We start from the raw sequence: 24,757 nt of genomic DNA, 5'->3' as shown, positions 1-24,757 counted from the left end.
GAGCAGTTCGATGAAACAGAGATTCGTTAAATGGCTGACGGCGGGATTATTACTGGCGGGTCTGCAGGCGCAGGCTGCTGAGCCCGATCCGGCACAAATCCGTATTGGTTATCAAAAAGGGTCAGTCAGTATGGTGCTGGCCAAGTCGCACCAGCTATTAGAGAAGCGTTTTCCGCACACCAAAATTCAGTGGATTGAATTTCCGGCCGGCCCGCAGATGCTGGAAGCGCTGAATGTGAACAGTATTGACCTTGGCAGTACCGGCGATCTTCCGCCGCTGTTCGCCCAGGCAGCGGGCGCTGATTTACTCTACGTCGGTTCCGAACCACCCAAGCCGCAGGCTGAAGTGATTCTGGTCCCGAAAACCAGCACGCTGCAACAGGTCGCCGATCTGAAGGGCAAGAAAGTGGCCTTTCAGAAAGGCTCCAGCTCACACAATTTACTGTTGCGCGCCCTGCAGCAGGCCGGCCTGAGCTTTAAAGATATCACCCCGGTTTATCTTACCCCCGCGGATGCACGCGCCGCGTTTCAGCAGGGAAATGTTGATGCCTGGGCGATCTGGGATCCCTATTACTCGTCGGTGCTGTTACAGGGCAATTCTCGGGTGCTGGTTGATGGCAGCAAACTCAATCTGACCGGCTCGTTCTATTTAGCCACCCGCAGTTATGCCGAGGCGCACGGTGCATTCATTCAGCAGGTGCTGGACACCTTTAGTGCAGCCGATGCGCTGACCGTCAGCCAGCGGCCACAGAGTATTACGCTGTTAGCGCAGGCGATAGGCTTACCCGAGCCGGTGATCGCCAGCTATCTCAGCCATCGTCCGCCCACCACCATTACGCCGGTTAGCGACAAAACGGCGGTTGCCCAGCAGCACACCGCTGACCTGTTCTATGCCAATCATCTGCTGCCAGTGAAAGTGTCGATTCGCGATCGCATCTGGCAACCGCATACCGTGACTCAATAAGGAGCAAAAAATGGTATCCATATTCTGGTTTCTGCCAACCCATGGCGACGGCCACTATCTTGGCACCGCAGAAGGCGCACGTCCGGTGGATCACGCCTATCTGCAACAGGTGGCGCAGGCAGCCGACCGTCTCGGCTTTGGCGGCGTACTGATCCCGACCGGCCGATCCTGTGAAGATGCCTGGCTGGTTGCCGCGTCATTGATTCCGGTGACACAGCGCCTGCGTTTTCTGGTGGCTTTACGGCCTGGCGTGATTTCGCCGACCCAGGCGGCGCGTCAGGCGGCAACGCTGGATCGCTTATCCAACGGTCGCGCGCTGTTTAATCTGGTGACCGGCGGCGATCCGGAAGAGCTGGCGGGCGACGGGGTGTTCCTCGATCACCGTGAGCGCTACGCCGAGTCAGCTGAATTTACCCGCGTATGGCGTCGGGTGCTGGAGGGCGAAACGGTCGATTACGAAGGCAAGCACGTTAAGGTGCGCGGTGCCCGCCTGATGTTTAAACCGGTACAGCAACCGCGTCCGCCGTTGTGGTTTGGGGGCTCGTCTGAACCGGCGCAGGATCTGGCGGCTGAACAGGTCGATGTCTATCTCACCTGGGGTGAACCACCGGCTCTGGTGAAAGAGAAAATCGACCAGGTCCGTGCCAAAGCCGCCGCGCAGGGACGTACGGTACGTTTCGGTATCCGTCTGCATGTGATCGTGCGTGAAACCAATGAAGAAGCCTGGCAGGCCGCCGACAAACTGATCGCCAATGTGGACGATGCCACCATCGCCAAAGCGCAGGCCGCGTTTCAGCGGGCAGATTCGGTCGGGCAGCGCCGGATGGCGGCGCTTCACGGCGGTCGCCGCGACAAGCTGGAAATCAGCCCGAACCTGTGGGCCGGTGTCGGCCTGGTGCGCAGCGGCGCAGGCACCGCGCTGGTCGGTGACGGACCCACGGTCGCCGCGCGAATTAAAGAGTATGAAGCGCTGGGTATTGAAACCTTTATTTTGTCTGGCTATCCACACCTGGAAGAAGCTTATCGGGTTGGCGAACTGCTGTTCCCGCATCTCGATCTGCAGGTTCCGCTGGTCCCCCAGCCGCGCGTAGTGCAGGCACATGGTGAAGCGGTCGCCAACGATTTTACCCCTGAGAAAAAATTCGCACGCGGCTGAGGAGAAGATCATGGCCAGAACAGGTAAACGTCTCGCCGATACGCTGGTGCCGTGGGTGCTGCCGGCGCTGCTGGTGGTGGCATGGCAAATCGCCTCGCAAACCGGCTGGTTATCGACCCGCATTTTGCCGGCACCGGAAAAAATAGTGACCACCTTCTGGCAGCTGGCCGCCAGCGGTGAACTGTGGCAACACCTGGCGATCAGTAGCTGGCGGGCACTGATTGGTTTCAGCATCGGCGGATCGATTGGTCTGCTGCTGGGGCTGATCACCGGCACCTCCCGCACCGGCGAGCGGCTGCTGGATACCTCGGTTCAGATGTTACGTAACGTGCCCCATCTGGCGCTGATCCCGCTGGTGATTCTGTGGTTCGGTATTGATGAGTCGGCCAAAATTTTCCTGGTGGCGCTCGGCACGCTGTTTCCGATCTACCTGAATACCTATCACGGCATTCGTAATATCGATCGTGGACTGGTGGAGATGGCCCGCAGCTATGGCCTCTCCGGCTGGAGCCTGTTTATCCAGGTGATCCTGCCCGGTGCGCTGCCGAACATCATGGTCGGCGTCCGTTTCGCGCTTGGTCTGATGTGGCTGACGTTGATCGTGGCAGAAACCATTTCGGCGAACTCGGGCATCGGCTATCTGGCGATGAATGCGCGTGAATTTCTGCAAACCGATGTGGTGGTGGTCGCCATCATTCTGTATGCCCTGCTCGGTAAACTGGCTGATGTCGCCGCGTTGTTGCTGGAACGCGTCTGGCTGCGCTGGCATCCGGCTTATCAACTGAAGGAGGAGAACGCATGAGTCAGACCCTTTCCCCGGCGCGCCTCAATGCGGGCACCCCGGTTGGCGTCAACAACGTCAGCAAACAGTACGGTAGTCGTACCATCCTGAACAATATCGACCTGCACATTCCGTCAGGTCAGTTCGTGGCGGTGGTCGGCCGCAGCGGATGCGGCAAAAGTACCCTGCTGCGCCTGCTGGCCGGGCTGGAGCAGACTTCCAGCGGCCAGCTACTGGCGGGCAATGCGCCGTTACAGTCGGCACGTGACGATACCCGCCTGATGTTTCAGGATGCGCGGCTGCTGCCGTGGAAAAAGGTGATTGATAATGTCGGCCTCGGGCTGAAAGGCAACGCCTGGCGCAGTGCGGCACAGGAGGCGCTGGCGGCGGTCGGGCTTGCCGATCGGGCCAGTGAGTGGCCGGCTACTCTCTCAGGCGGACAGAAACAGCGGGTGGCGCTGGCCAGAGCGCTGATTCATCGGCCGGGTTTGCTGCTGCTGGATGAGCCACTCGGTGCGCTGGATGCCCTGACCCGCATCGAAATGCAGGAACTGATTGAATCGCTGTGGCAGCAGCATCATTTCACGGTTCTGCTGGTTACTCATGATGTGAGTGAAGCGGTGGCGATGGCCGATCGGGTGCTATTGATTGAAGAAGGCGAGATTGGTCTGGATCTGCTGGTTGATTTACCGCGTCCCAGAAGGCGCGGATCGCAGCGTCTGGCAGAATTAGAGGCGGAAGTGCTGGATCGGGTAATGCGCCGCACCGCACCCTCGCAACCGGTCCGTGTTGCGCGGCAGCGTTAAAAAAAACGGCGGAGTCCGACTGGTACTCCGCCGTTCTGCTATCAGGCGTTCAGCGCCCGGGTGATCTTCTCGTAGAGATCGCCCGACAGCTTCTCCAGCCCTTTCAGCTGTTCCAGCGCCTCGCGCATCATCGCCTGACGATCGTCGTCATAGCGTTTCAGTCGAATTAATGGCTCCACCATCCGCGCCGCAACCTGCGGATTACGGGTGTTCAGGTCGATCAACATCTCCACCAGGAATTTATAGCCGCTGCCATCTTTGGCATGGAACGCAGCCGGGTTAGCGGAGGCAAAGGCCCCCACCAGCGAACGGACCCGGTTAGGGTTGCTCATGCTGAAGGAGCGGTGGTTGAGTAACTGACGCACATTACGCAGCACGTTGGCCGCCGGACTGGTGGCCTGCAGCACAAACCACTTGTCCATCACCAGACCATCCTGATGCCAGCGCTCATCGTAGGCCGCCAGCAGCGCATCACGGCACGGCAGCTGCGCCGCTACCGCTGCAGAGAGTGCCGCCAGCGCGTCGGTCATGTTGGTCGCCTGGTGATACTGCGTCTGCACCAGCTTGTCCGCCAGTTGCGCATCGCCAAAGGCCAGATAGGTCAGGCAGATATTTTTCAGGCTGCGCTGACCGATCGCGGCATGCTCAATCCGGTACTCACTCTGCTGATTGGCGTTATAAATCGCAAAGAACTCGTCAGCCAGCTCGCGCGCCAGCGTGCGCTGCAGCGCGTCACGTACCAGCGCAATCGCCTGGGGATCGATGACATCGAACAGTTCGGCGATCTCATTTTCAGTCGGCAACGTCAGAATCAGCGCGGTCAGCGCCGGATCACAGTCGGTATCAAGCAGCACTGCGCGGAACGCGTCTGCCACATGCAGCGGCAGTGACAGATGCTGCCCCTGCTGATAGCGCGCCACGTTGAGACGGATATAGGTTGCCAGCAGGCTCTGTGCCGCATCCCAGCGGGAGAAATCGTTACGCGCATGACGCATCAGGAAGGTGAGCTGCGCATCGCTCCATTTGTAATCAAGCTTCACCGGCGCAGAGAACTCACGTAGCAGCGACGGCACCGGCTGGAAGTAGACGTTATCGAAAATGAAGGACTGAAACTCCTCGGTGACGTTCAGCACATGATGCACCGGATGGCCGTTGTGCTGCAGCGGAATCACTTTCCCTTCGTTATCATACAGTTCGATATCAAGCGGGATGTGCAGCGGCAGCTTCTCTTTCTGATCGGCAGTCGCCGGGGTGTGCTGCGTGACGTGCAGCGTGTACTGCTCCAGCTCCGGGTTGTAATCATCGCGTACCGTCAGCACTGGCGTACCGGACTGGCTGTACCAACGGCGGAACTGTGACAGATCCACATTGGAAGCATCTTCCATCGCCTGTACGAAGTCATCGCAGGTGGCCGCACTGCCGTCGTGACGATCAAAATAGAGCTGCATCCCCTTCTGGAAATTGGCTTCGCCCAGCAGGGTGTGCAGCATGCGGATCACTTCCGATCCTTTTTCATACACCGTCAGGGTGTAGAAGTTATTCATTTCAATCACCTGATCCGGGCGGATCGGGTGAGCCATCGGGCTGGCATCTTCAGCAAACTGCGCGCCGCGCACGATACGCACGTTGTCGATGCGATTAACGGCGCGTGAACCGAGGTCAGAACTGAACTCCTGATCGCGGAACACCGTCAGCCCCTCTTTCAGGCTGAGCTGGAACCAGTCACGACAGGTGACACGGTTGCCGGTCCAGTTATGGAAATATTCGTGGCCGATCACCGCTTCGATACCGAGATAGTCTTTATCAGTGGCGGTTTCCGCTTTCGCCAGCACATATTTGGCGTTAAAGACGTTCAGGCCTTTGTTTTCCATCGCGCCCATATTGAAGAAGTCGACCGCCACGATCATAAAGATGTCGAGGTCGTATTCGAGACCGAAACGCTCCTCATCCCACTTCATGCTGTTTTTCAGCGAGGTCATTGCCCAGTCAGCGCGGTCGAGATTGCCACGATCGACAAAAATCTCCAGCGCTACGTCACGGCCGGAACGGGTAGTGAAACTGTCACGCAGCACGTCGAAGTCGCCCGCCACCAGCGCAAACAGGTAGCACGGCTTCGGGAACGGGTCCTGCCATTTAACCCAGCTACGGCCCTGCTCATCACGCCCGCTGTCGACGCGGTTACCGTTTGACAGCAGGTACGGATAGCGTTCGCCGTCAGCAAAAATGGTGGTGGTGAAACGCGCCAGCACATCCGGGCGATCCAGATACCAGGTAATATGACGGAAGCCTTCAGCCTCACATTGAGTACAGAGCGCCTCGCCTGATTTGTATAACCCTTCCAGCGCCGTGTTCTGATCCGGATGAATATCGTTGATGATTTTCAGCGTGAAACTGTCCGGCAACTGGCTGAGCACCAGCGCACCGTTCTCCTGGCGATAGTCCGTCCAGGGTTGTCCATCCACCTCAAGTGCGATCAGCGTTAAATCTTCGCCATCCAGACGCAAATCAGCCTGGCTGTCACCGAGACGTTTAACCTGACTGATAGCCGTTACGCGGGTGGTCGACGCATCCAGTTCAAAGGTTAAGTCAATGTCAGTAATGGTGTAATCCGGCGCACGGTAATCGTGGCGATATTTAATTTGGGGCTGTTGCGTCATATTCCGTCTCGCGTTGTTATAAGTTTACCTGGCAAAGTCTAAGCTTGTTACTACAAGCTTGCCACGCACAATGCACCTAATGAGCGAAATGGCTACAAATTGTTAACAATGGCACAGATTGGCCTCGACCCATTACAGTGAAATATGCTGTGATTGGCGTTAATGACTGAATTATACTTCCGCGTCTTTAAGACTGTGTACAACACCGGGCTCTGCGCCACCGAACAGGATGCTGAAACGCGCCATGACAGGACATGCTTCCCCGATACTGACCTCGCTGCTCGATACGGACGCCTATAAGCTCCACATGCAGCAAGCCGTCTTCCACCGCTATCATGATGTCACGGTGGCGGCGGAGTTTCGCTGCCGCGGCGACGAACTGCTGGGCCTCTACGCTGATGAGATTCGTGATGCGATTCGCGCAATGCAAACGCTGGCGCTGACCGATGACGAATATCACTGGTTATCCCGTCTGCCCTTCTTTCAGCAGGATTACCTGAACTGGCTGCGCGATTTTCGCTACAACCCCGATCAGGTTGAGGTACGTAATCACCACGGCAAACTGGAACTGCGTATTCAGGGACCGTGGCGTGAAGTGATTTTGTGGGAAGTGCCGCTGCTGGCGCTGATCAGTGAAGTGGTGCATCGTCATCGCACCCCTGAGATCACCACGCAACAGGCGGTCGACCATCTGCAGGATAAGCTTGCCGACTTTACTCATCAGGTGGCCGATCTGGATATGTCACGCTTCCACCTGATGGATTTCGGTACCCGCCGTCGCTATTCACAGGATGTCCAGCAGGCGATTGTGGCAACGCTGAAACAGGACTTCCCGTGGCTGATCGGCACCAGCAACTACGATCTGGCGCGTCGCCTGACGCTGACGCCGGTCGGTACGCAGGCGCACGAGTGGTTCCAGGCGTTCCAGCAGATCAGCCCGGTGCTGGCCAACAGTCAGCGCGCCGCGCTGCAGGCGTGGCTGGACGAATATGATGATCAGCTCGGTATCGCCCTGACCGACTGTATCGCCATGGATGCTTTCCTGCGTGATTTCGGTCCGGTATTTGCCCGACGCTATCAGGGGCTGCGTCACGACTCTGGCGATCCGGTCGAATGGGGCGAGAAAGCCCTTGCCCACTATCAGAAGCTGGGAATCGATCCGCAAAGCAAAACGCTGGTCTTTTCCGACAATCTCAACCTCGACAAAGCGCTGGCGCTTTATCGCCACTTTGGTCAGCGTGCCAACGTCATTTTCGGCATCGGTACCCGCCTGACCTGCGATATTCCGGGCGTTACGCCACTGAATATTGTGATCAAGCTGGTGCAGTGCAACGGCAAACCGGTGGCGAAACTGTCCGACAGTCCGGGTAAAACCATCTGCCAGGATAAAGCCTTCGTCCGGGCCCTGCGCAAAGCCTTTGACCTGCCGCTGGTGAAAAAAGCGAGCTAAGCCACTTCTTATCGGGGCGTTGATGCGCCCCGCTTCTGCTGTAATAAATCATCCATTCCGCCGGATTTTGCTTGTTTCCTGAAGACTCGCAAGTAACATAGCAAAACCCCCGGTTCGGGGACCTTTTTACTCACTTCTTCTATATAGAGAGATATTTATGAGCGTTGTGCCTGTAGCGGACGTACTGCACGGTCGCGTCGCGGTTGACAGTGAAGTCACCGTACGTGGTTGGGTGCGTACCCGAAGAGATTCAAAAGCCGGTCTTTCCTTCATCGCCGTATATGACGGCTCCTGCTTTAATCCCGTTCAGGCAGTCGTCAATAATTCTCTGAATAATTATCAGGATGAAGTATTGCGTCTGACCACCGGCTGTTCCGTGATTGTCACCGGCACCGTGGTGGCCTCGCCCGGTCAGGGCCAGGCTTTTGAGATTCAGGCAACCCGTCTTGAGGTTGTTGGCTGGGTGGAAGATCCTGACAGCTACCCGATGGCGGCGAAACGTCACAGCATTGAGTATCTGCGTGAAGTGGCTCACCTGCGTCCACGCACCAACCTGATCGGTGCCGTCGCCCGCGTTCGTCATACTCTGGCGCAGGCGCTGCATCGCTTTTTCCATGAAAATGGTTATTTCTGGGTCTCCACTCCGCTGATTACCGCCTCGGATACTGAAGGCGCCGGTGAGATGTTCCGCGTCTCAACGCTGGACCTTGAGAACCTGCCGCGCAACGATCAGGGCAAAGTCGATTTCAGCGAAGATTTCTTTGGCAAGGAAGCGTTCCTGACCGTTTCTGGTCAGCTGAACGGCGAAACCTATGCCAGCGCCCTGTCAAAGATTTATACCTTTGGCCCGACCTTCCGCGCAGAAAACTCTAACACCAGCCGCCATCTGGCGGAGTTCTGGATGCTGGAGCCGGAAATTGCCTTTGCGTCGCTGGATGATGCAGCTGCGCTGGCGGAAGCGATGCTGAAGTATGTGTTCAATGCGGTGCTGGAAGAGCGTGCTGATGACATGGCGTTCTTTGCTGAGCGCGTTGACAAAGAAGCGGTTGAGCGCCTGCAGCGTTTCATCACTACCGACTTCGCCCAGGTCGACTACACCGACGCGGTTGAGATTCTGATCAACTGCGGTCAGAGCTTTGAGAATCCGGTGTCGTGGGGTATCGATCTCTCCTCTGAGCATGAACGTTACCTGGCCGAGAAGCATTTTAAAGCGCCTGTGGTGGTGAAAAACTACCCGAAAGACATTAAAGCGTTTTATATGCGTCTGAACGACGACGGTAAAACCGTAGCGGCGATGGACGTACTGGCACCGGGCATCGGTGAAATTATCGGTGGTTCGCAGCGTGAAGAGCGTCTGGATGTTCTCGACGCACGTCTCGAAGAAATGGGTCTGAATAAAGAAGATTACTGGTGGTATCGTGACCTGCGTCGCTACGGTACCGTGCCACATTCTGGCTTTGGATTAGGTTTCGAACGTTTGATCGCTTATGTCACCGGTGTACAAAATGTAAGGGACGTTATCCCCTTCCCACGTACTCCACGTAATGCGAGCTTCTAACTTTCTGCATTAATTATAAGAAATTCATATATATAAAGAGGTCGGCACTGCCGGCCTTTTTTTATTTTTGTAAATTTTGAGTTCTCTCACAAAGTTCCGTGTTTTTTACATTTTGTAATACATATTTTCCTTTTGAAACCAGATTACGAGTTTCGTAGCATTTTCGAGGTAGAATTAAGGCTGGGGGGATGGAAAGATGCGTGCAGACACAGGAAGACACCAAACTTCTTTCAAGGTTCCCGTAAAGGTTTCTTGACGGCAGTGGCAGGTGTACAAATAACTCCAACGAGGGTAATGAATAATGATGAAGCGCAATATTCTTGCAGTGGTTATCCCTGCTCTGTTAGCCGCAGGCGCAGCAAACGCAGCCGAAATTTATAATAAAGACGGCAACAAACTGGACCTGTACGGTAAAGCCGTTGGCCTGCACTACTTCTCTGATAACGACGGCAACGATGGCGACAATACTTACGTTCGCTTCGGCTTCAAGGGTGAAACTCAGATTAACGACCAGCTGACCGGTTACGGCCAGTGGGAATACAACGTTCAGGCTAACAACTCTGAAGGCGATGATGCGCAAGACGGTAACAGAACCCGTCTGGGCTTTGCCGGTCTGAAATTCGGTGATGCTGGCTCAATCGACTACGGCCGTAACTACGGTGTGGTTTACGATGCAATCGGCTGGACCGATATGCTGCCAGAGTTCGGTGGCGACTCAGGATACTCAGATAACTTCATGAACGGTCGTAGCACCGGCCTGCTGACTTACCGCAACACTAACTTCTTTGGCCTGGTAGATGGCTGGGATTTCGCCGTTCAGTATCAGGGCAAAAACGAGCGTGATGAAATTCGTCGTTCGAACGGCGACGGCTGGGGTCTGTCAACTTCTTACGTCTCACCAATCGGTGTAGGTGTTGTGGGTGCCTATAGCAGCAGCGACCGTACCGATGCACAGGCCGCTGGCGTTGCAGCTAACGGTACTGTTGTAGGTCAGGGTAAACGCGCTGAAAACTGGGCAACCGGTCTGAAGTATGATGCAAACAATGTCTACCTGGCGGCTTACTACGGTGAAACCCGTAACTCAACGCCGTTCACGCTGACAACTGGTCCGGGCACCGATACCACCGCTTTCGCCAACAAAGCACAGAACATTGAACTGGTTGCACAGTATCAGTTCGACTTCGGTCTGCGTCCATCTATCGCCTACGTTCAGTCTAAAGGCAAAGATATCGAAGGCGTGGGCGATGCTGACCTGATCAAATACATTGATATCGGCGCAACCTACTACTTCAACAAAAACATGTCTACCTATGTGGATTATCAGATCAACCAGCTGGATGACAACAACCGTCTGGGTCTGAACACTGATGATACTGTAGCGGTTGGCCTGGTTTACCAGTTCTAATCTCGCTGTCAGAAGATGTTTAAAGACGGGGCCATCGGCCCCGTTTTTTTATGTCTGTTAGCCGGCAATAGCGCATTTCTCCTGCTCCTTTCCTCATTCATGCTCCACTGACGGCGGGCAGAGCGGAAGCAGGCGCGCAAAATGTATCAATAAGTCTCGCAAACGGTTGGCTTTTGCCTGGCCTGACGCTAACCTGAGAGCTCATTTTGCTAACGTTCCCGCTACTGGACCTGACTCATGTTTGAATCGATCTCTGCTGCACCCGCCGATCCCATTCTTGGGCTGGCCGATCTGTTTCGCGCTGATGACCGCCCTAACAAAATTAACCTCGGTATCGGCGTCTATAAAGACGAAACCGGCAAGACCCCGGTGCTGACCAGCGTTAAGAAAGCCGAACAGTACCTGCTGGAAAACGAAACCACTAAAAACTATCTCAGCATTGATGGTCTGGCTGATTTCGCCCGCTGTACCCAGGCGCTGCTGTTTGGTAGCCAGAGCGCGCTGATTACCGCCGGTCGTGCGCGTACAGCACAAACCCCAGGCGGAACCGGTGCGCTGCGCGTGGCGGCGGATTTCCTTGCCACCCAGACCAGCGTGAAACGGGTTTGGGTCAGCAATCCCAGCTGGCCGAACCATAAAAATGTGTTCAATGCTGCCGGTCTTGAGGTATGTGAATACCAGTATTACGATGCGGAAAATCACTCGCTGGATTTTGATGGCCTGCTGGCGTCGCTGAAACAGGTGCAGGCGGGCGACGTGGTGCTATTCCACGGCTGCTGCCATAACCCAACCGGCATCGATCCCACGGCTGAACAGTGGCAGCAACTGGCACAGCTGTCGCAGGCTGGCGGCTGGTTACCGTTATTCGACTTTGCCTATCAGGGCTTCGCCCGTGGCCTGGAAGAAGATGCGGAAGGACTGCGTATTTTTGCCGCGTCGCATCAGGAACTGATTGTCGCCAGCTCCTATTCAAAGAACTTTGGTTTGTATAACGAGCGCGTCGGGGCCATTACGCTGGTGGCCGCTGATGCCAACGTGGCCGATACCGCCTTCAGCCAGGTGAAATACACTATCCGCGCCAACTATTCCAATCCGCCGGCTCACGGTGCGGCCGTGGTTGCCACCATCCTCGGCAACGATGCCCTGCGTACCATCTGGGAGCAGGAGCTGTCAGACATGCGCCAGCGTATCCAGCGTATGCGTCAGTTGTTCGTGAATACCCTGGCAGAGAAAGGTGCGCAGCGTGACTTCAGCTTCATCATCCGGCAGAACGGGATGTTCTCGTTTAGCGGCCTGACCAAAGATCAGGTGATTCGCCTGCGTGAAGAGTTTGCGGTCTATGCGGTTAACTCAGGACGGGTAAACGTGGCGGGCATGACGCCAGACAATATGTCGGCGCTGTGTGAGGCGATTGTCGCGGTGCTGTAATCGTGATGAAAAAATGGGCCAGCCGGCCCATTTTTTATTGCAGAAAAGGATTACTGATCCGTTCACGGCCCAGTGTTGAAATCGGCCCGTGCCCCGGCAGGAAAGTCACATCATCGCCCAGCGGCAGTAATTTTGTCCGGATGGCGTCGATCAGCTGCTGATGATCGCCCTGCGGGAAATCAGTGCGGCCGACACCGCCGTTGAAAATCACATCGCCTGAAATCAGTAGGCGTCCCTGACGATCAAAGAACACCACGTGACCTGGCGAATGGCCCGGACAGTGTAATACCTCAAGCGTCACCAATCCGACCTGCACGCTGTCACCCTCTTCCAGCCAGCGATCCGGCGTGAAAGGCGCACACTCGTCCAGCCCGAACATGCGGCTCTGCGTCGGTAACGCTTCCAGCCAGAACGCATCGCGTTTCTGCGGTCCAACGACGGGCACCTGATAAAATGCCGCGAGTTCGACCGCCGCCCCGACATGATCGAGATGACCATGGGTGAGCAGAATCTGCGCGGGTTTCAGTTTGTGTTGTTCCAGCGTTTGTTTGATACGTTCGGCATCACCGCCCGGATCGACCAGCGCCGACTCCCCGGTGGTATCGCACCAGATAACCGAGCAGTTCTGAGCAAAGGCTGTAACAGGAATAATATGGTAATTCATAACGCTCCATGACCGGCTCACGCAGCGTTGCCGGCGTCGTTACCAGTGCCTGATCGGCCCGGTATCAATGTGCACAAAGTTGCTGCGAGGATAATATCCTACACCACCCGCGCGCAGAGATAACGCCGCTTTGCGTACATTGGCTAAGCTAACGCCTTCAATGTGGAAATCCATCGCCTGTCCTTTGGTGTGGTAGCTGTGTTTCGCCACGCCTGGGCCGCTCTCACGCAACATATTATTGGTGGCCAGGGAGCGATAACCGGAAACCAGCTGTACCGGCTTACGGGTTTCCAGCAGCGCCTGCAGACGGAAAATCTGGTCGAACAGATGGGGGTCGATGCTTTTCACTTTATTGGCGCGATAGTCACGGAAAAAGTGATTTAATCGTGACAACTCATCCCTGTCGTAACTCTTACCATTAAAAAATTCAGTTTTAAGGGTTTCACCCGTATGAAGATTATTAAGCGTTAATACCCGCGGGCGAGAAGTTGAAAGTGAAGCCCTTGCAGAAGCCGGCAATAATGCCAGTCCGGCGGCAGCACTTCCGCAAAGCAGTAGCTTGCGACGAAAAGAATCAATAGTAGACATTAACCGTATTACCTGAGAGTGAAGCCATAGAAATGTGCAAAAAGCGCACAGGCCGAACCATAACTTTCTCTCACAGAGGCGTCAACCCATCGTGGGCAGCTTTGTGCGGCGATCCCGGATGGGATCGCCTTTTAATGAAGAAGTACATTCGCGGAGGAAGAGGCCTAACGATTGAAAATCAATCACTAGAGCAGCAATTGTTCAGCCCGTAATAGCGCCTGGCTGCCTGAACGTGCCGTGTCATCATAATTGTAAATATCTGTTCGGAACTGCGGTTTGCCGTCATCAGCGACCCAGGCGGTCAGATAATAGAGGTTGACCGGAATACGATGGCGAATCGGCACGTAGCGGGTATCGCCCTGCTTCAACGTGCTGGAGATGCGGGAATCATTCCATCCCGCGTCCTGCAGCAACAGTCCGGCCAGTTCAGAAGCCTTGTTTACCCTCACGCAGCCTGAGCTCAGCGCACGGATGTCGCGCTGGAACAGATTATGATTCGGCGTGTCATGCAGATAGATAGCATCCGAACTCGGCATGTTGAATTTGTAACGTCCCAGCGCGTTCATCTGACCTGGAGCCTGCCGCAGACGATACGGGAACGAGGAGGCTGATACCATGCTCCAGTCGATCATGCTGGGGTCAATCACCTCGGCATCTTCACTCCAGCCTGACAGCAGCGTATAGCCATGTTTATACAGGTAGCCAGGGTCCTGCTTCACCTTCGGAATGATATCTTTGCGCACCAGCGTGGTCGGCACGTTCCACGGTGGATTCAGTACCACGTTGTTCAGCGCACTGCGCATCAGCGGCGTTTTACGATCGGGACGACCGACGATCACCCGTGATGACAAAATCTTGTTGCCGTTGTTGTAGTAAATCAGTGAGTAGTTGGCGATGTTCACCATAATGCCGTTGTGCATATCATCCGGCAGCAAACGCAGTCGCTGGATATTCAGCGCCAGCAGGGAGGCGCGCATCTGCGGTGACACGTTAAGCCACTGACGCGTTCTGGCACCGATTGCTCCATCGCTATCCAGTCCCTGCCACTGTTGAAAACGTTTCACCGCCGCCACCAGCGTCGTGTCGTAGACATTCGCGCTGTTATTCGTATCCGGCGTCAGGCTTTGCACGTTGCCCGGTGACTGTGGCGATGAGACCGGCAGATCGGTGACCGGCGTAGCCGACGGACTGACCACTACCGGCTGGTCGCTGTGGCTGACCGGCACGGTTGAAACCGGAACTGCGTCCTCATCCGGTGCAGGTGCGGTGGTCTGGGCGGTCAGCATCCCGCTGCGCTGCAGAATTTCACGTAACGCCGGCACATCATCACTCACCTGTCCCGGACGCAGGGTTTCGCTATTTTTCAGCTGTGGCCACGGCCGTTTGTCGCTGAGCAATGTTTTAAGCGCAGCATGCATCGGGCGATATTGCGGGTGCTGCGGTTCCAGTGAGGTGATAAACACGCTGTCTGAACCGGCATTTACCGCGTTCTGCCACTGATTTACCACTGATACCGACGGCTGGGCCAGCTTATACGGCACGTTATTGTAGAGCCAGGTTTCACCCTGAGTGGGCACGCTGGAGACGAACTGCAGGTAGCCGAGCATCGCATCAGAAAGCGTCACATCACGGGCAAAACCAGAAATCGCCGGATCGGTCAGACGTTCAATCCAACGGGTAAACTGGGGTTGCACACCAGAAAGCGCGGCTTCCGCCAGCTGCTGCTGAAACTTTTGCACCGCCTGGCGATCCTGCCAGATTGGTTGCATGTGACGCGACGCATACAGCGTGGCCAGTGAAGGCAGGTAAAATGGCTGATCGGCGCTGGAGAAGGCCTGCCGTATCTGTTGCTGACTTTCGGTAACTGACGTCGCCCCCTGAGTGATCCCCGGCATAGCGGCGATCACAGCGGCCTGCGGCAGCGTAAATGGAACCACGGTTAGCGCCAGCGCTAACAATGAACCAACGCGATGATGTTTAAACCTATTTGCCAGCAACATCCCTGCCCCCTCATCTGTTCAACTGCGCAGCGTTCCCTGAAACTACTGCGACCGGGCTGCTTACTCATAATGTTGAGTATACAAACAAAAACGGCATTTGCCTCACGCGACAAATGCCGTTACCAGATTAACCAATGGTTCTGTTTTTGACTACGTTTCCGCCTGCGATTTTTCACCGGCTAAATCGGGCAGCGAATCGCTCTCATCCTGACGTCGGGCCGGAGAAGGATCGGCAGCGAAACCGCGCAGTCCAACCACGTGCACGTGTTCGGTGTTGTTAAACACCTTACGCACCAGCTTGTAAGTCGTACCCTTCTCCGGACTGATGTTTTCCGGCGCGGCGATCACCAGCTGCATTTCCAGCCGCTCGCACAGCTCAAACAGCGTGGCGATAGAGCGCGCATCGAGACGGGCCGCTTCATCGAGGAACAGCAACCGGCATGGCGAAATGTCTTTACCGCGCAGGCGGCGCGACTCCTCTTCCCAGCTCTGTACCACCATTACCAGAATTGACATCCCGGTTCCGATCGCTTCACCGGTTGACAGTGCGCCACTTTCTGCGCGCAGCCAGCCGTCAGAACCACGGTTAACCTCAACTTCCATCTCAAGATAGTTACGGTAGTCCAGCAGCTCCTCACCAATGGTCTGCGGCGTACGCTGGCCCATATCGATGTGCGGATTGAGGCGCTGATAAAGCTTCGCCAGCGCCTCTGAGAAGGTCAGACGATTACTGTTAAACAGATCCTGATGCTGCTCATGCTCTTCCGACAGCGTATCCAGCAGCATCGCATGCGTTTCCCGCACGTTGACGTTGAGCCGCACGCTGCGCACCTGACCAAAGCTCACGGTTTGCAGGCCCTGGTTCAGCTGGCGGATACGGTTCTGCTCACGCTGAATGGTTTTGCGGATAATGTTAGCGGCACTGCGCGAACTGATAGCCAGCGTCTGCTCACGCGCGGTCAGCTCTTCCGTCAGGCGATTCAGCTCAATTTCCATCTGTTCAATCGCTTCGACCGGATCGTCGGTGCGAATAATATCCTGACGAATACGCTCGCGCAGATGCTGATAAACTGCAATAAAGAACTGAATCTTACGTTCCGGACGTTTCGGATCTTCCGACAGACGCAGCACGTCACGCAGGTGTTCGTTGTCTGCTACCGCCAGACGCAGCGCACCCAGCGCCTTATCCGACATGGAACGCAGTTCGTCGCCGCTCAGGTAAGCCAGTTCCCGACGATGCAGGCGGCGTTCGACGCCATTCTCTTTCACCAGCCGCAGCACCGTACACCAGCCCGCCTTGGCGCTGACCACCTGTTCACGCACCTGATGATAGTTGCGTTCCAGCTGACGCAGTCGCTTCTGCAGGTTTTCCATTTCCGCTTCACAGAAGGTTAGCTGTTTTTCCAGCTGATTGCGCCGCGCACGGTTATGGCTCAGCGCCGTATAGAGTTCATCACGACGCACCCGCGCCCGCGCTTCGGCGTTGGCATCGGCGTGAACGCCAATATCCTGCATCTCCTGCTGCAACTCTTTCAGCATGTCGCGCTTGGCATCGTAAGCACTTTTCAGCGAGGCCAGCACCTGAGCGTACTGTGTCAGCTGCGCCTGATGCTCGCGCAGACGTTCACGGCTGCGACTCCGCTCCGCCTCCGCCTGCTCCAGCCGCTGGCGCAGTTTATCGCTAAGATCGTTATTGCCGTTCAGCATGCTCGACGAATCGTCATAGCCAAAGTGCGCACGACGCTGCACCACTTCCGTCAGGGCAAAAGCCTGCTGGCGGGCGTTGCGCTGCTGTTGCTGCGCCTGCTGATAATCGGCCTGCAGCTGTTCATGCTGTTCCGGATCGCTCTGCAGTACCGCGATAATCGGTTCGAGTTTCGCCAGTTTCGCGCCATGCTGATGCAGAAAGCGCGCAGCCTCCTGCGCTTCCTCAACCTGCTCGCGGATCTCTTCACAGCGATCGGCCAGCGTCTCATCCAGCAGCAGATTGACGCGCGGCAGCAGCCGGTTGAGCTGCGCTACGCCCTCTTTCGCGAGTTCATATTGCTGACGCTGCTGCTGATTGTTGCTCTCGTGCTGATTAAGCGCCCGCTCCAGCTCGCCGCGGCGTGCGCCCAGCTGGCGAATCTGCGCTTCCGGATCGGCATCAAACGCCACCGCAAGGTGACTGCCGATAAACCGGCTGAAAGACTGATGCAGGCGCTGGGTTTTCTGTACGTCGAACGACAGCGTGGCATAGCGCTCGGCCAGCCGATCGCGTTCGCTGTGCAGCAGTTCAAGCTGATTCTCACGGGCGGCGCGGCCAAACAGCGGTATTTTCGGGAAGCGCGAATAGCGCCACTGACGCTCCGCAACCTTCACCACCACCGCATTCTGCAGCTCATCGACGCTGAAGACGCTGTCATCGAAAGACTGCGGATCACCCTCGATCAGGTAAAGGTCTTCCGGACACTCTTCCAGACCGTCGAGCTGCTCACGCACCAGCGACAGATCGGGCACCACAATCGCGTGACGTGACGGACCGTACAACGCCGAGAAGTAAGGGGCATCATCCAGCGTCACATCATCATAAATTTCGGACAGCAAGACGCCGCCAAAGCGTTCGGCCAGCTGGTTGAGGCGCGCATCTTCGGCACCGCCGGGCTGGCTGAGACGTTCAATCTGCTGCTCGATATCGCGTTTACGCGCCGCCACTTCGTCACGTTCAACGGTGGTTTCACGTTCCCGCTCCAGCAGCTGCTGCATATATTCGGTCACGTCCTGACTGCTGGTCAGCGCCTGGCCGGTCTGCTCACTAAGCTGCGTCAGGATTTCCTGCGCCGCCAGCCAGTGCGGTGCCCGGGCAGTCAGCGTGGCGATCCGTTCGCGCAGCTGTTCCAGCTCCTGGCGCATCATCATGCGCTGCTCACCTGCGTCCGCGACGCTGCTGTTCAGCTGCTCAATCTGCGCTTCAAGTTCGCGCTGCAAACCTTCCAGCGCATCGGCTTCATAATGCTGACCCTGGCGTTTGCAAAACTCCGCCAGCAAGCGCTCGGCCTCATGCTGCTCGCGCAGGCGCTGTTCCAGCTCGTTGAGCCGCAGACGCAGCGAAGAGAGCTGCTCGGCGTGATGCCGCTGATTGCTGGCGTCGCGCAGCAATGCCCGGCCGGTTTGCCACGCATCCTGCCGGGTGACGTCACCGGCGATGCTGGTCACCAGCGCCAGCGCCTGTTCAAACTGGCTGTGCGCCGCTTCGGCCACGCTCAGTTTCTGCTCGAGGTTGAGTAACCGTTCAGTCGCCTCCTCCTCTTTGGCCTGGAAGCTGGCCTGCCATTCTGCGGCGTTGTCGATGGTTAAATCAGGCAGCTGACAGAGTGAACGGGCGCGTTCCAGCGCCTGCAGTGCCTGCTGGTACTGAATAGCGCGGGTTTGCTGAACGTCAAGCGCCTGCTGGAAGTCGGCCAGCTGGCTTTTCAGCTCATCCACTTCCAGTTCGGCTGCTTCGGCACGCGCTTCATTCTCTTCCTGAATCTCGCGGGCTTCCGCCACCACTTCGCTCTGCTCTTCCAGCCGCAGCGTCAGGTCTTCGATATCGGCATCGTAGCGCTCAATTTTTTCCTGCTGGCGCATCGCGGTCTGCACCAGATTCAGATGATCGCTGGCCGCCTGATAATCCACTTCGAGATCGTTTTCTGCCCCGCTGTGCTCGGCCAGTTCGCGTGCCATTTCAACGTGGCGATACTGTTCAGAGGCGAGCTGGCTGCGGCTGCTGAACAGCTCATTACGTAGCTGTAATGCGCTGTCGAGGTGCACCCGGCGCTCGTTGGCGTGACGCATATAGTCGGCAGAAACGTAGCTGGTCGCTTCGGAGATCAGATGCTTAAACAGATCGCGGTCCGACTGCGTAACGCGAATCGCTTCCAGCGTCATGCGGTTCTCGCGCAGCGCCGCTTCCATATCCTGGAAGGCTTTACGTACGCCGCTGTTTTCCGGCAGCAGGTAATCACGCAGCGAGCGGGTAATCGCGCTGGAGATACCGCCGTAAAGCGAGGCTTCAATCAGGCGATAAAACTTGCTGCGATCGCTGGCGGAACGCAGACGACGCGGCACCACACCCAGGTCAAACAGCATGGCGTGATAGTCGGTGATCGAGCTGTAGGCGCGGAACTGAACGCCTTCCTGCGCCTCGACGCGCTCTTTAACTTCGTTAAGCGGCAGTACGCGCGCCTGACGGCTGTTTAGGATCTCCGTCAGCATATCCGTCGGGTTGGTGTCGGTCGGCAGGCCGTGGATACTGAACGGCTTGATGTCGACCTTTTTATCCCGTCCCGCGATTTGCTGCAGACGGACGCCTACCACTACCCGCTGATGGCGGGAGTTAACCACGTCGAGCATCGAATAGCAGACGCCAGCGCGCAGTTTACCGTGCAGGCCTTTATCGCGTGAACCTGAGGTGGCCCCCGCTTCGGTGGTGTTACGGAAGTGCAACAGCGTCAAATCGGGGATCAGCGCGGTAACAAACGCGGCCATGGTGGTGGATTTCCCCGCACCGTTACCGCCTGACAGGGTGGTCACTAATTCATCGAGATCAAAGGTGCGGGCAAAGAAGCCGTTCCAGTTGATCAGCGTAAGCGAACGAAATTTTCCGCGCTCAATCATGCCTGTTGTTCCTCTGCGTTCTCACTCGCATCGCTTTCCTGTTCCTCGCCTTCATCGGCGTCAACCGCAGCCGTGGCGCTCTCCAGCAGCATCGCTTCGCCATCACGGATCAGGCGCAGTTGCGCTTCGCGGGCATCATCACCGCTGCGCACATCCGCGCCGAAGCGGAATACCGATTCGGTGATACGGAATTTGCTGCTGTCGTTACCGAAAAACCACACCATACCGAGGCGGCGCAGACGGCTCAGCGACGCGCGAACTTTCTCCTGCAGTTTGGTGCGATCGAGATCCGAACCGGTTGAACGCTGGTTAACCAGCTTCAGCAGCTTGCTCTCATCGGCCAGCGACAGCAGCTCGTCATACAGCTCCTGCTGGGTGAAGATGCCTTCATTCGCCAGCCGTTCCGGGCTGAGATAGAGATAGCAGAGAATTTTTCCGACCATCATGTCTAACTCAGACAGCACCGAGCGTGGGATCAGCGTAGTTGAACGCGGACGCAGATAGAAAAAACCTTCCGGCGCACGGATCAATTCAACGTTATAGCGGCTGTAAAACTCTTCGAGAAATGCCTGGTAATCCATCAGAAAAGCGTGATTGTCCAGCTCTTCAATACCGATATGTCGTCCGGCGCGCAACTGGCTGTCGAGCGCGGGAAAGATCGGATTTGCCAGTGCCTGTGCCAGCTTAACCGGCATCACTTGTTCAATATTTGTCGATGACATGTGCCTGCACCTTGGCTCCGTAATCATTGATGGCTTGCCATTCCACAGGCAAGCCGGCTAAATCAGCTTCCGCTACGCCAAGGCGTACCGCCTGGTCGACCACAATCCGCGCCAGGTCAAAATGACGGGCGCGGGGGTACTGAGCCAGGTAGTCACGCATCACTGACGCGAGGTTGAGCGGTTTTTGTTGCGTTTTGTAGATCTGCAGCGCCTCTTCAATCATCGCTGCCAGCTGTTCGCGAATTTCGTTGAACTCTTCGTACTCCATCTCGGCCGGCAGTTCGCCCATCACTTCGTCATTACGCAGCGTCAGCTCTTCATCGCGCATGTCATACAGGCGATCGGCGTTGGCATAGGTCAGCGCCCACGGCGCATCGAAGTAGTTCTGCACCGAAACCCGCAGACGCTGGGCAAAGACGCGGTTTTTGTCCATGTCGATGGCGGTACGAATAAATTTGTGTACGTGGCGGTCGTAGCCGATCCACAGGTCGATCGCCTGCTGGCCCCAACTGGTAATGCGGTCAAGTTTGCTTTGCAGGTCAAACACCAGCTTATCGACGAAGCCCAGATCCGGGCTGTTCAGCGTCGCATCCTGAATCCGCAGCAGGTTCTCCTGCAGCTTGTCGCCTGCCGCTTCCAGCGTATCCTGCAGTTCACGCAGCGTACCGGAGGTTTCCGACAGCAGCATTTCACAACTGGAGATCGCCGCGCGCCAGTCTTTATTCAGCAGTTCAGCGATATCGTTTTTCACCGCCTGCTGCTGTTCATCCATCAGACGCTGGGTCATGTCGATGCTGTCAAATATCTCAGCCACCGAGTATTTCAGCGGCGCGAAGACATTGCGATGCCAGTGAAACTCATCCCCGTTTTCCTGCGCAGCATCGGCTGCCCGCTTAAGCTCATTGGCTACGATGGAGAGCTGCATCGACAGGCGTAAGGTCGAAAACTCACGCTGCCGGATGTAGTAATCGGTAATGCCGATCGCCAGCGGGGTCAGACGATAGATGGCATTGCCTTCGGTCAGTTCGCTGGTAAAGCGGTTAAGCAGGCGCTGTCGCACCATGTCGTTGATGGCGTTGTTGGCGCGAACCAACACGGTTTCATGGGTTTGTTCGAAAGCCTTACTGACGTGACGGAAAGCATCAATCAGATCGCCTTCACTCATTTCGCCATCCATCCGCTCACCGTTGAGGGTGGCGATAGCCAGCAAAAAGGCCAGACGTTCTACTGGCAGCGCAAGAGAGAAGTCATTCTTGCGCGCCCAGGATACCAGTTCAGGTACCGTCTGGGAAAATTCACTCATAATTCGTCCTTCTGCCCGGGTTTGCGCGCAGTTACATGGATATAGCGCCCTAAGCTCAAAAAGGGTTCCTGACGGCAGTAACGCCGCTCCATCTCAATAATTTCTTCGTCGCTTTTAGGCTCACCTTTCGGCGGTTTCATGTAATCACTGAACACCCGGATCCCGGCGCGTTGCTCAATGACGAAACCGCACGCTTCCAGCCAGCGGTAAACCTGATCGGGATCGCGTGGATAGTCAGGTGACAGCGTACGCTTTTTACGTTTGGTCAGATTGGTCCGCAGATAACCGAAGTTGCCGAGCGTTAAGGTGCGTAGCGTCAGGCCATGCAGGTTATAAAACATCAGCGACATCACGCCGCCTGGACGCAACAGATCAAACAACGCCTTCAGCACTTTTTCCGGTTCCGCGACCCATTCAAGCACAGCGTGAAACAATACCAGATCCACCGGCTTATCCAAATGTTCGCCCACCTGCTGTGCGCTAATTTGTTTGAATTGCATGTTGTGGCTCACACCCTGCGCCGCGGCATTTTCCTCGGCGCGGCGCAACATCTCACCGGAGAGATCGCACAGCAGAACCTGGTGACCACGCGCGGCCAGCCCGCTGGAGACCTGGCCAACCCCGCCGCCCGCATCGAGAACCGACAGCGGATGCGGTGACAGTCCGGGCAGAATGGTTTCCAGCTCATCCCACAGGATCGCCTGGCGCACTCGCCCTTTGGTGGTGCCGTATATATTTTGCGAAAATTTATCCGCGAGATCGTCAAAGTTACGATCCTGCATGGCATGCGCTCCGGTATGCTGCGGTGAGACTTGTGCTATTTTGTCACAGGCACCAGAAGAATGAACCTTTCATCCCCATCTTCCCTTCCGGCTGCTGTTTTTTCGGACAACAGGAGTCTTTTTTGATGTTTTTTACCCTGAAAAAAGTGATCGGTGGGTTGTTGTTACCCCTGCCGTTTCTGCTTTTGCTGATGGCGCTCGGTATTTTATTGCTTTGGTTCACCGACTGGCAGAAAAGCGGCAAAATTTTACTCTCCGTAAGCTGGCTGTTTTTGCTGCTGCTGAGCCTGCAGCCACTGACTGACCGCCTGCTGTTGCCGCTTGATAGCCGCTATCCGACCTGGAACGGCTCGCAGCCGGTCGATTACATCGTGGTGCTCGGCGGCGGATATACCTTTAATCCTGACTGGGCGCCCAGCTCGAACCTGCTCAACAATAGCCTGCCGCGCGTGGCGGAAGGGGTACGTCAGTGGCGTCGCTATCCGCATGCCACGCTGATTTTTACCGGTGCCGCGGGCGGCACTAATCCGCGCAGCAGTGCCTGGGTAGCGGCGCAGGTGGCGGAAAGCCTGGGCGTACCAGCGGATCATATTCAGCTTCTCGATCAGCCGCGGGACACCGCTGACGAAGCCCAGGCGGTCAAGGGGGAAGTGGGTCAACGCCCTTTCCTGCTGATCAGCTCGGCCAATCACCTGCCGCGGGCGATGCGCTTTTTCCATGCGGTGGGGCTAAAACCGATTGCCGCGCCGGCCAACCAGCTGGCGATCACCTCGCCGCTCAACGGCTGGGAGCGCGCCATTCCGTCTTCAATCTGGCTGAGCCACAGCGAGCGAGCTGTTTATGAAACGCTGGGAACGGTACTGCAGCGGCTGAAGGGAGAGGAAGCGCGGTCAACCGAGCCACGGGAGTAGCTGCGCGCGGGCGCGATCGAAACGTGGCCGGTCAAATTCGCCGGTCTGCACCAGCCGATCGATACAATCCCACAGCTGATAGAGCCAGCGCCGCCAGACAAAGCCTTCGTCAACCGGCGCGCGCTGCAGATAGGCGTGCAGCAGTGCGGTTTCAGCGGGCGACTCGTCCAGCTGGATCAGATCGTATTCACGCGGCGCCCAAAGAATCGTGCCCGGCTGCGTCATCGCCAGCAGTTGATCGCTGCGGGGATTTTTCAGCATGCTTTGCAGCCTGACATTGCCATGAACCAGCACGCAGGGATCGTTAAAGTCGCGAAACAGATGTGCTAACCGCGCCCGGCTGCGGAACAGAATCTGACGATCGTCCAGCGTAAAGTCGGGCGGTCGCAGGTAACTTAAGGTCGACCAGAGCACCTCTACCCGTTGCGCATACCAGGCGGACCAGTGGTTCTCCTGGGTACTGTCCACCGTGCCCACCAGCCCGTGGCTGTCCAGCCGGTGCCAGGCAAGCAGCCCTTCCACTACCTGTTCGCAAAACTGTTGCCAGCGCAGGCCATCACGCGCCGGCGCTTCAGCTGTCACGCCATTGAGCCGCGCCAGCAGCAGCATTTCATGCACCGGCGGTTGCTGGCTCATCACCAGACCAAACACCGCTGGCACCGCAATCAATCCGGCATGACCCAGCAGCGCCAGTTTTTTTGCTTCCAGTGCAGCACGGCCCTGATGACGGAAATACTTCGCCATCACCGGCATCGGCTGACCTTCACTATCGTAAAGTGCATAAAGTCGGGTGGGTGGATGTTCGCTGATCACTTCGAGACGACTGATGGTTTCACCGAGTACCAGCGCCAGTTCGGATTTGAGCTGTTCCATGCGGCATCCTCCTCAGATGAATTTCACACTATCCTGAAGGGACTACAGATAAGAAGTTTAGTGGCGGATCA

General features: G+C 56.6%; 18 protein-coding genes. 9 read left to right on the top strand and 9 right to left on the bottom strand.

The annotated features are described in order from the left end of the window. Positions 1 to 10 precede the first annotated feature (10 nt). Genes AC6I8I_RS06680 through ssuB form a run of 4 tightly spaced genes read left to right on the top strand, consistent with a single transcriptional unit; the run spans position 11 to position 3,707 of the window. On the top strand, positions 11 to 964 hold the full coding sequence (locus AC6I8I_RS06680; RefSeq protein ID WP_497828457.1) for a sulfonate ABC transporter substrate-binding protein: 954 nt from the start codon (positions 11 to 13) through the stop codon (positions 962 to 964). 10 nt (positions 965 to 974) lie between these two features. Next, positions 975 to 2,120: an FMNH2-dependent alkanesulfonate monooxygenase gene (gene ssuD / locus AC6I8I_RS06675; RefSeq protein WP_497828456.1), complete on the top strand. Its 1,146-nt coding sequence runs from the start codon at positions 975 to 977 to the stop codon at positions 2,118 to 2,120. 10 nt (positions 2,121 to 2,130) lie between these two features. After that, a complete protein-coding gene (ssuC, locus tag AC6I8I_RS06670; protein ID WP_312052702.1) occupies positions 2,131 to 2,922 on the top strand; it encodes an aliphatic sulfonate ABC transporter permease SsuC in 792 nt (263 codons plus the stop codon). Further along, positions 2,919 to 3,707, top strand: coding sequence for an aliphatic sulfonates ABC transporter ATP-binding protein (ssuB, locus tag AC6I8I_RS06665; RefSeq protein ID WP_497828455.1), 789 nt, complete (start codon positions 2,919 to 2,921; stop codon positions 3,705 to 3,707). Before ssuC ends, ssuB begins: the two co-directional genes overlap by 4 nt. A 41-nt stretch (positions 3,708 to 3,748) precedes the next feature. On the opposite strand, the gene pepN is transcribed toward ssuB, so the two are convergent. Beyond that, a complete protein-coding gene (gene pepN, locus AC6I8I_RS06660; RefSeq protein ID WP_497828454.1) occupies positions 3,749 to 6,364 on the bottom strand; it encodes an aminopeptidase N in 2,616 nt (871 codons plus the stop codon). 244 nt (positions 6,365 to 6,608) lie between these two features. Between pepN and pncB the strand changes: the two genes are divergently transcribed. From pncB to AC6I8I_RS06640, 4 genes are all read left to right on the top strand, one after another. After that, positions 6,609 to 7,814, top strand: a complete 1,206-nt coding sequence (pncB, locus tag AC6I8I_RS06655) for a nicotinate phosphoribosyltransferase (RefSeq protein ID WP_312052707.1) — start codon at positions 6,609 to 6,611, stop codon at positions 7,812 to 7,814. Positions 7,815 to 7,971: 157 nt separating this feature from the next. Then, the gene (gene asnS, locus AC6I8I_RS06650) at positions 7,972 to 9,372 is read left to right on the top strand and encodes an asparagine--tRNA ligase (protein WP_312052708.1); all 1,401 of its coding nucleotides are present in this window, start codon (positions 7,972 to 7,974) and stop codon (positions 9,370 to 9,372) included. A 301-nt stretch (positions 9,373 to 9,673) separates the two neighbouring features. Further along, positions 9,674 to 10,777, top strand: a complete 1,104-nt coding sequence (gene ompF / locus AC6I8I_RS06645; RefSeq protein WP_312052709.1) for a porin OmpF — start codon at positions 9,674 to 9,676, stop codon at positions 10,775 to 10,777. Positions 10,778 to 11,014: 237 nt separating this feature from the next. Continuing rightward, a complete protein-coding gene (locus AC6I8I_RS06640) occupies positions 11,015 to 12,205 on the top strand; it encodes an amino acid aminotransferase (protein WP_312052710.1) in 1,191 nt (396 codons plus the stop codon). Positions 12,206 to 12,239: 34 nt separating this feature from the next. Here AC6I8I_RS06640 and AC6I8I_RS06635 read toward each other — a convergent pair whose 3' ends face one another. The 7 genes from AC6I8I_RS06635 to cmoM form a co-directional block, all read right to left on the bottom strand. After that, positions 12,240 to 12,869, bottom strand: a complete 630-nt coding sequence (locus AC6I8I_RS06635; protein ID WP_312052712.1) for an MBL fold metallo-hydrolase — start codon at positions 12,867 to 12,869, stop codon at positions 12,240 to 12,242. A 39-nt stretch (positions 12,870 to 12,908) separates the two neighbouring features. Further along, entirely contained in the window at positions 12,909 to 13,457 is a 549-nt protein-coding gene (gene mepK, locus AC6I8I_RS06630) for a peptidoglycan L,D-endopeptidase MepK (RefSeq protein WP_312052714.1), read from the bottom strand. Between the two features lie 185 nt (positions 13,458 to 13,642). Continuing rightward, a complete protein-coding gene (ldtD, locus tag AC6I8I_RS06625; protein WP_312052716.1) occupies positions 13,643 to 15,457 on the bottom strand; it encodes a L,D-transpeptidase in 1,815 nt (604 codons plus the stop codon). A 150-nt stretch (positions 15,458 to 15,607) separates the two neighbouring features. Continuing rightward, positions 15,608 to 20,095 (bottom strand): chromosome partition protein MukB, encoded by a 4,488-nt coding sequence (mukB, locus tag AC6I8I_RS06620; RefSeq protein ID WP_312052718.1) that lies wholly within the window; start codon positions 20,093 to 20,095, stop codon positions 15,608 to 15,610. Beyond that, positions 20,092 to 20,817 carry a chromosome partition protein MukE gene (gene mukE, locus AC6I8I_RS06615; protein ID WP_312052719.1) on the bottom strand — a complete coding sequence of 242 codons (726 nt, stop codon included), beginning with the start codon at positions 20,815 to 20,817 and terminating at the stop codon, positions 20,092 to 20,094. The genes mukB and mukE overlap by 4 nt, the downstream gene beginning before the upstream one ends. After that, entirely contained in the window at positions 20,798 to 22,120 is a 1,323-nt protein-coding gene (gene mukF / locus AC6I8I_RS06610) for a chromosome partition protein MukF (RefSeq protein ID WP_046288417.1), read from the bottom strand. Before mukF ends, mukE begins: the two co-directional genes overlap by 20 nt. Continuing rightward, a complete protein-coding gene (gene cmoM, locus AC6I8I_RS06605; RefSeq protein ID WP_031376631.1) occupies positions 22,117 to 22,902 on the bottom strand; it encodes a tRNA uridine 5-oxyacetic acid(34) methyltransferase CmoM in 786 nt (261 codons plus the stop codon). Before cmoM ends, mukF begins: the two co-directional genes overlap by 4 nt. Before the next feature lie 125 nt (positions 22,903 to 23,027). Between cmoM and elyC the strand changes: the two genes are divergently transcribed. After that, positions 23,028 to 23,813, top strand: a complete 786-nt coding sequence (gene elyC, locus AC6I8I_RS06600) for an envelope biogenesis factor ElyC (protein ID WP_497828636.1) — start codon at positions 23,028 to 23,030, stop codon at positions 23,811 to 23,813. Here the strand turns inward: elyC and AC6I8I_RS06595 are convergent. Beyond that, positions 23,793 to 24,686 (bottom strand): protein kinase family protein, encoded by an 894-nt coding sequence (locus AC6I8I_RS06595; protein ID WP_497828453.1) that lies wholly within the window; start codon positions 24,684 to 24,686, stop codon positions 23,793 to 23,795. The genes elyC and AC6I8I_RS06595 overlap by 21 nt on opposite strands. Between the last annotated feature and the right edge of the window lie 71 nt (positions 24,687 to 24,757).

It is taken from the genome of Pantoea sp. X-Soil-YNGN-775, from assembly GCF_059730575.1.
Note: the sequence above shows the minus strand (reverse complement) of the source record. Positions and strands in the feature narration are given on the sequence as shown.

Excerpts from the sequence above, each read along its gene's own strand:
- ldtD (WP_312052716.1), bottom strand. The coding sequence starts at position 15,457 with ATGTTGCTGGCAAATAGGTTTAAACATCATCGCGTTGGTTCATTGTTA.
- AC6I8I_RS06595 (WP_497828453.1), bottom strand. The coding sequence starts at position 24,686 with ATGGAACAGCTCAAATCCGAACTGGCGCTGGTACTCGGTGAAACCATC.
- mukE (WP_312052719.1), bottom strand. The coding sequence starts at position 20,817 with ATGTCATCGACAAATATTGAACAAGTGATGCCGGTTAAGCTGGCACAG.
- AC6I8I_RS06640 (WP_312052710.1), top strand. The coding sequence starts at position 11,015 with ATGTTTGAATCGATCTCTGCTGCACCCGCCGATCCCATTCTTGGGCTG.
- AC6I8I_RS06635 (WP_312052712.1), bottom strand. The coding sequence starts at position 12,869 with ATGAATTACCATATTATTCCTGTTACAGCCTTTGCTCAGAACTGCTCG.
- ssuB (WP_497828455.1), top strand. The coding sequence starts at position 2,919 with ATGAGTCAGACCCTTTCCCCGGCGCGCCTCAATGCGGGCACCCCGGTT.
- asnS (WP_312052708.1), top strand. The coding sequence starts at position 7,972 with ATGAGCGTTGTGCCTGTAGCGGACGTACTGCACGGTCGCGTCGCGGTT.
- ompF (WP_312052709.1), top strand. The coding sequence starts at position 9,674 with ATGATGAAGCGCAATATTCTTGCAGTGGTTATCCCTGCTCTGTTAGCC.
- AC6I8I_RS06680 (WP_497828457.1), top strand. The coding sequence starts at position 11 with ATGAAACAGAGATTCGTTAAATGGCTGACGGCGGGATTATTACTGGCG.
- mukF (WP_046288417.1), bottom strand. The coding sequence starts at position 22,120 with ATGAGTGAATTTTCCCAGACGGTACCTGAACTGGTATCCTGGGCGCGC.
- cmoM (WP_031376631.1), bottom strand. The coding sequence starts at position 22,902 with ATGCAGGATCGTAACTTTGACGATCTCGCGGATAAATTTTCGCAAAAT.
- pepN (WP_497828454.1), bottom strand. The coding sequence starts at position 6,364 with ATGACGCAACAGCCCCAAATTAAATATCGCCACGATTACCGTGCGCCG.
- mukB (WP_312052718.1), bottom strand. The coding sequence starts at position 20,095 with ATGATTGAGCGCGGAAAATTTCGTTCGCTTACGCTGATCAACTGGAAC.
- elyC (WP_497828636.1), top strand. The coding sequence starts at position 23,028 with ATGTTTTTTACCCTGAAAAAAGTGATCGGTGGGTTGTTGTTACCCCTG.
- ssuC (WP_312052702.1), top strand. The coding sequence starts at position 2,131 with ATGGCCAGAACAGGTAAACGTCTCGCCGATACGCTGGTGCCGTGGGTG.
- ssuD (WP_497828456.1), top strand. The coding sequence starts at position 975 with ATGGTATCCATATTCTGGTTTCTGCCAACCCATGGCGACGGCCACTAT.
- mepK (WP_312052714.1), bottom strand. The coding sequence starts at position 13,457 with ATGTCTACTATTGATTCTTTTCGTCGCAAGCTACTGCTTTGCGGAAGT.
- pncB (WP_312052707.1), top strand. The coding sequence starts at position 6,609 with ATGACAGGACATGCTTCCCCGATACTGACCTCGCTGCTCGATACGGAC.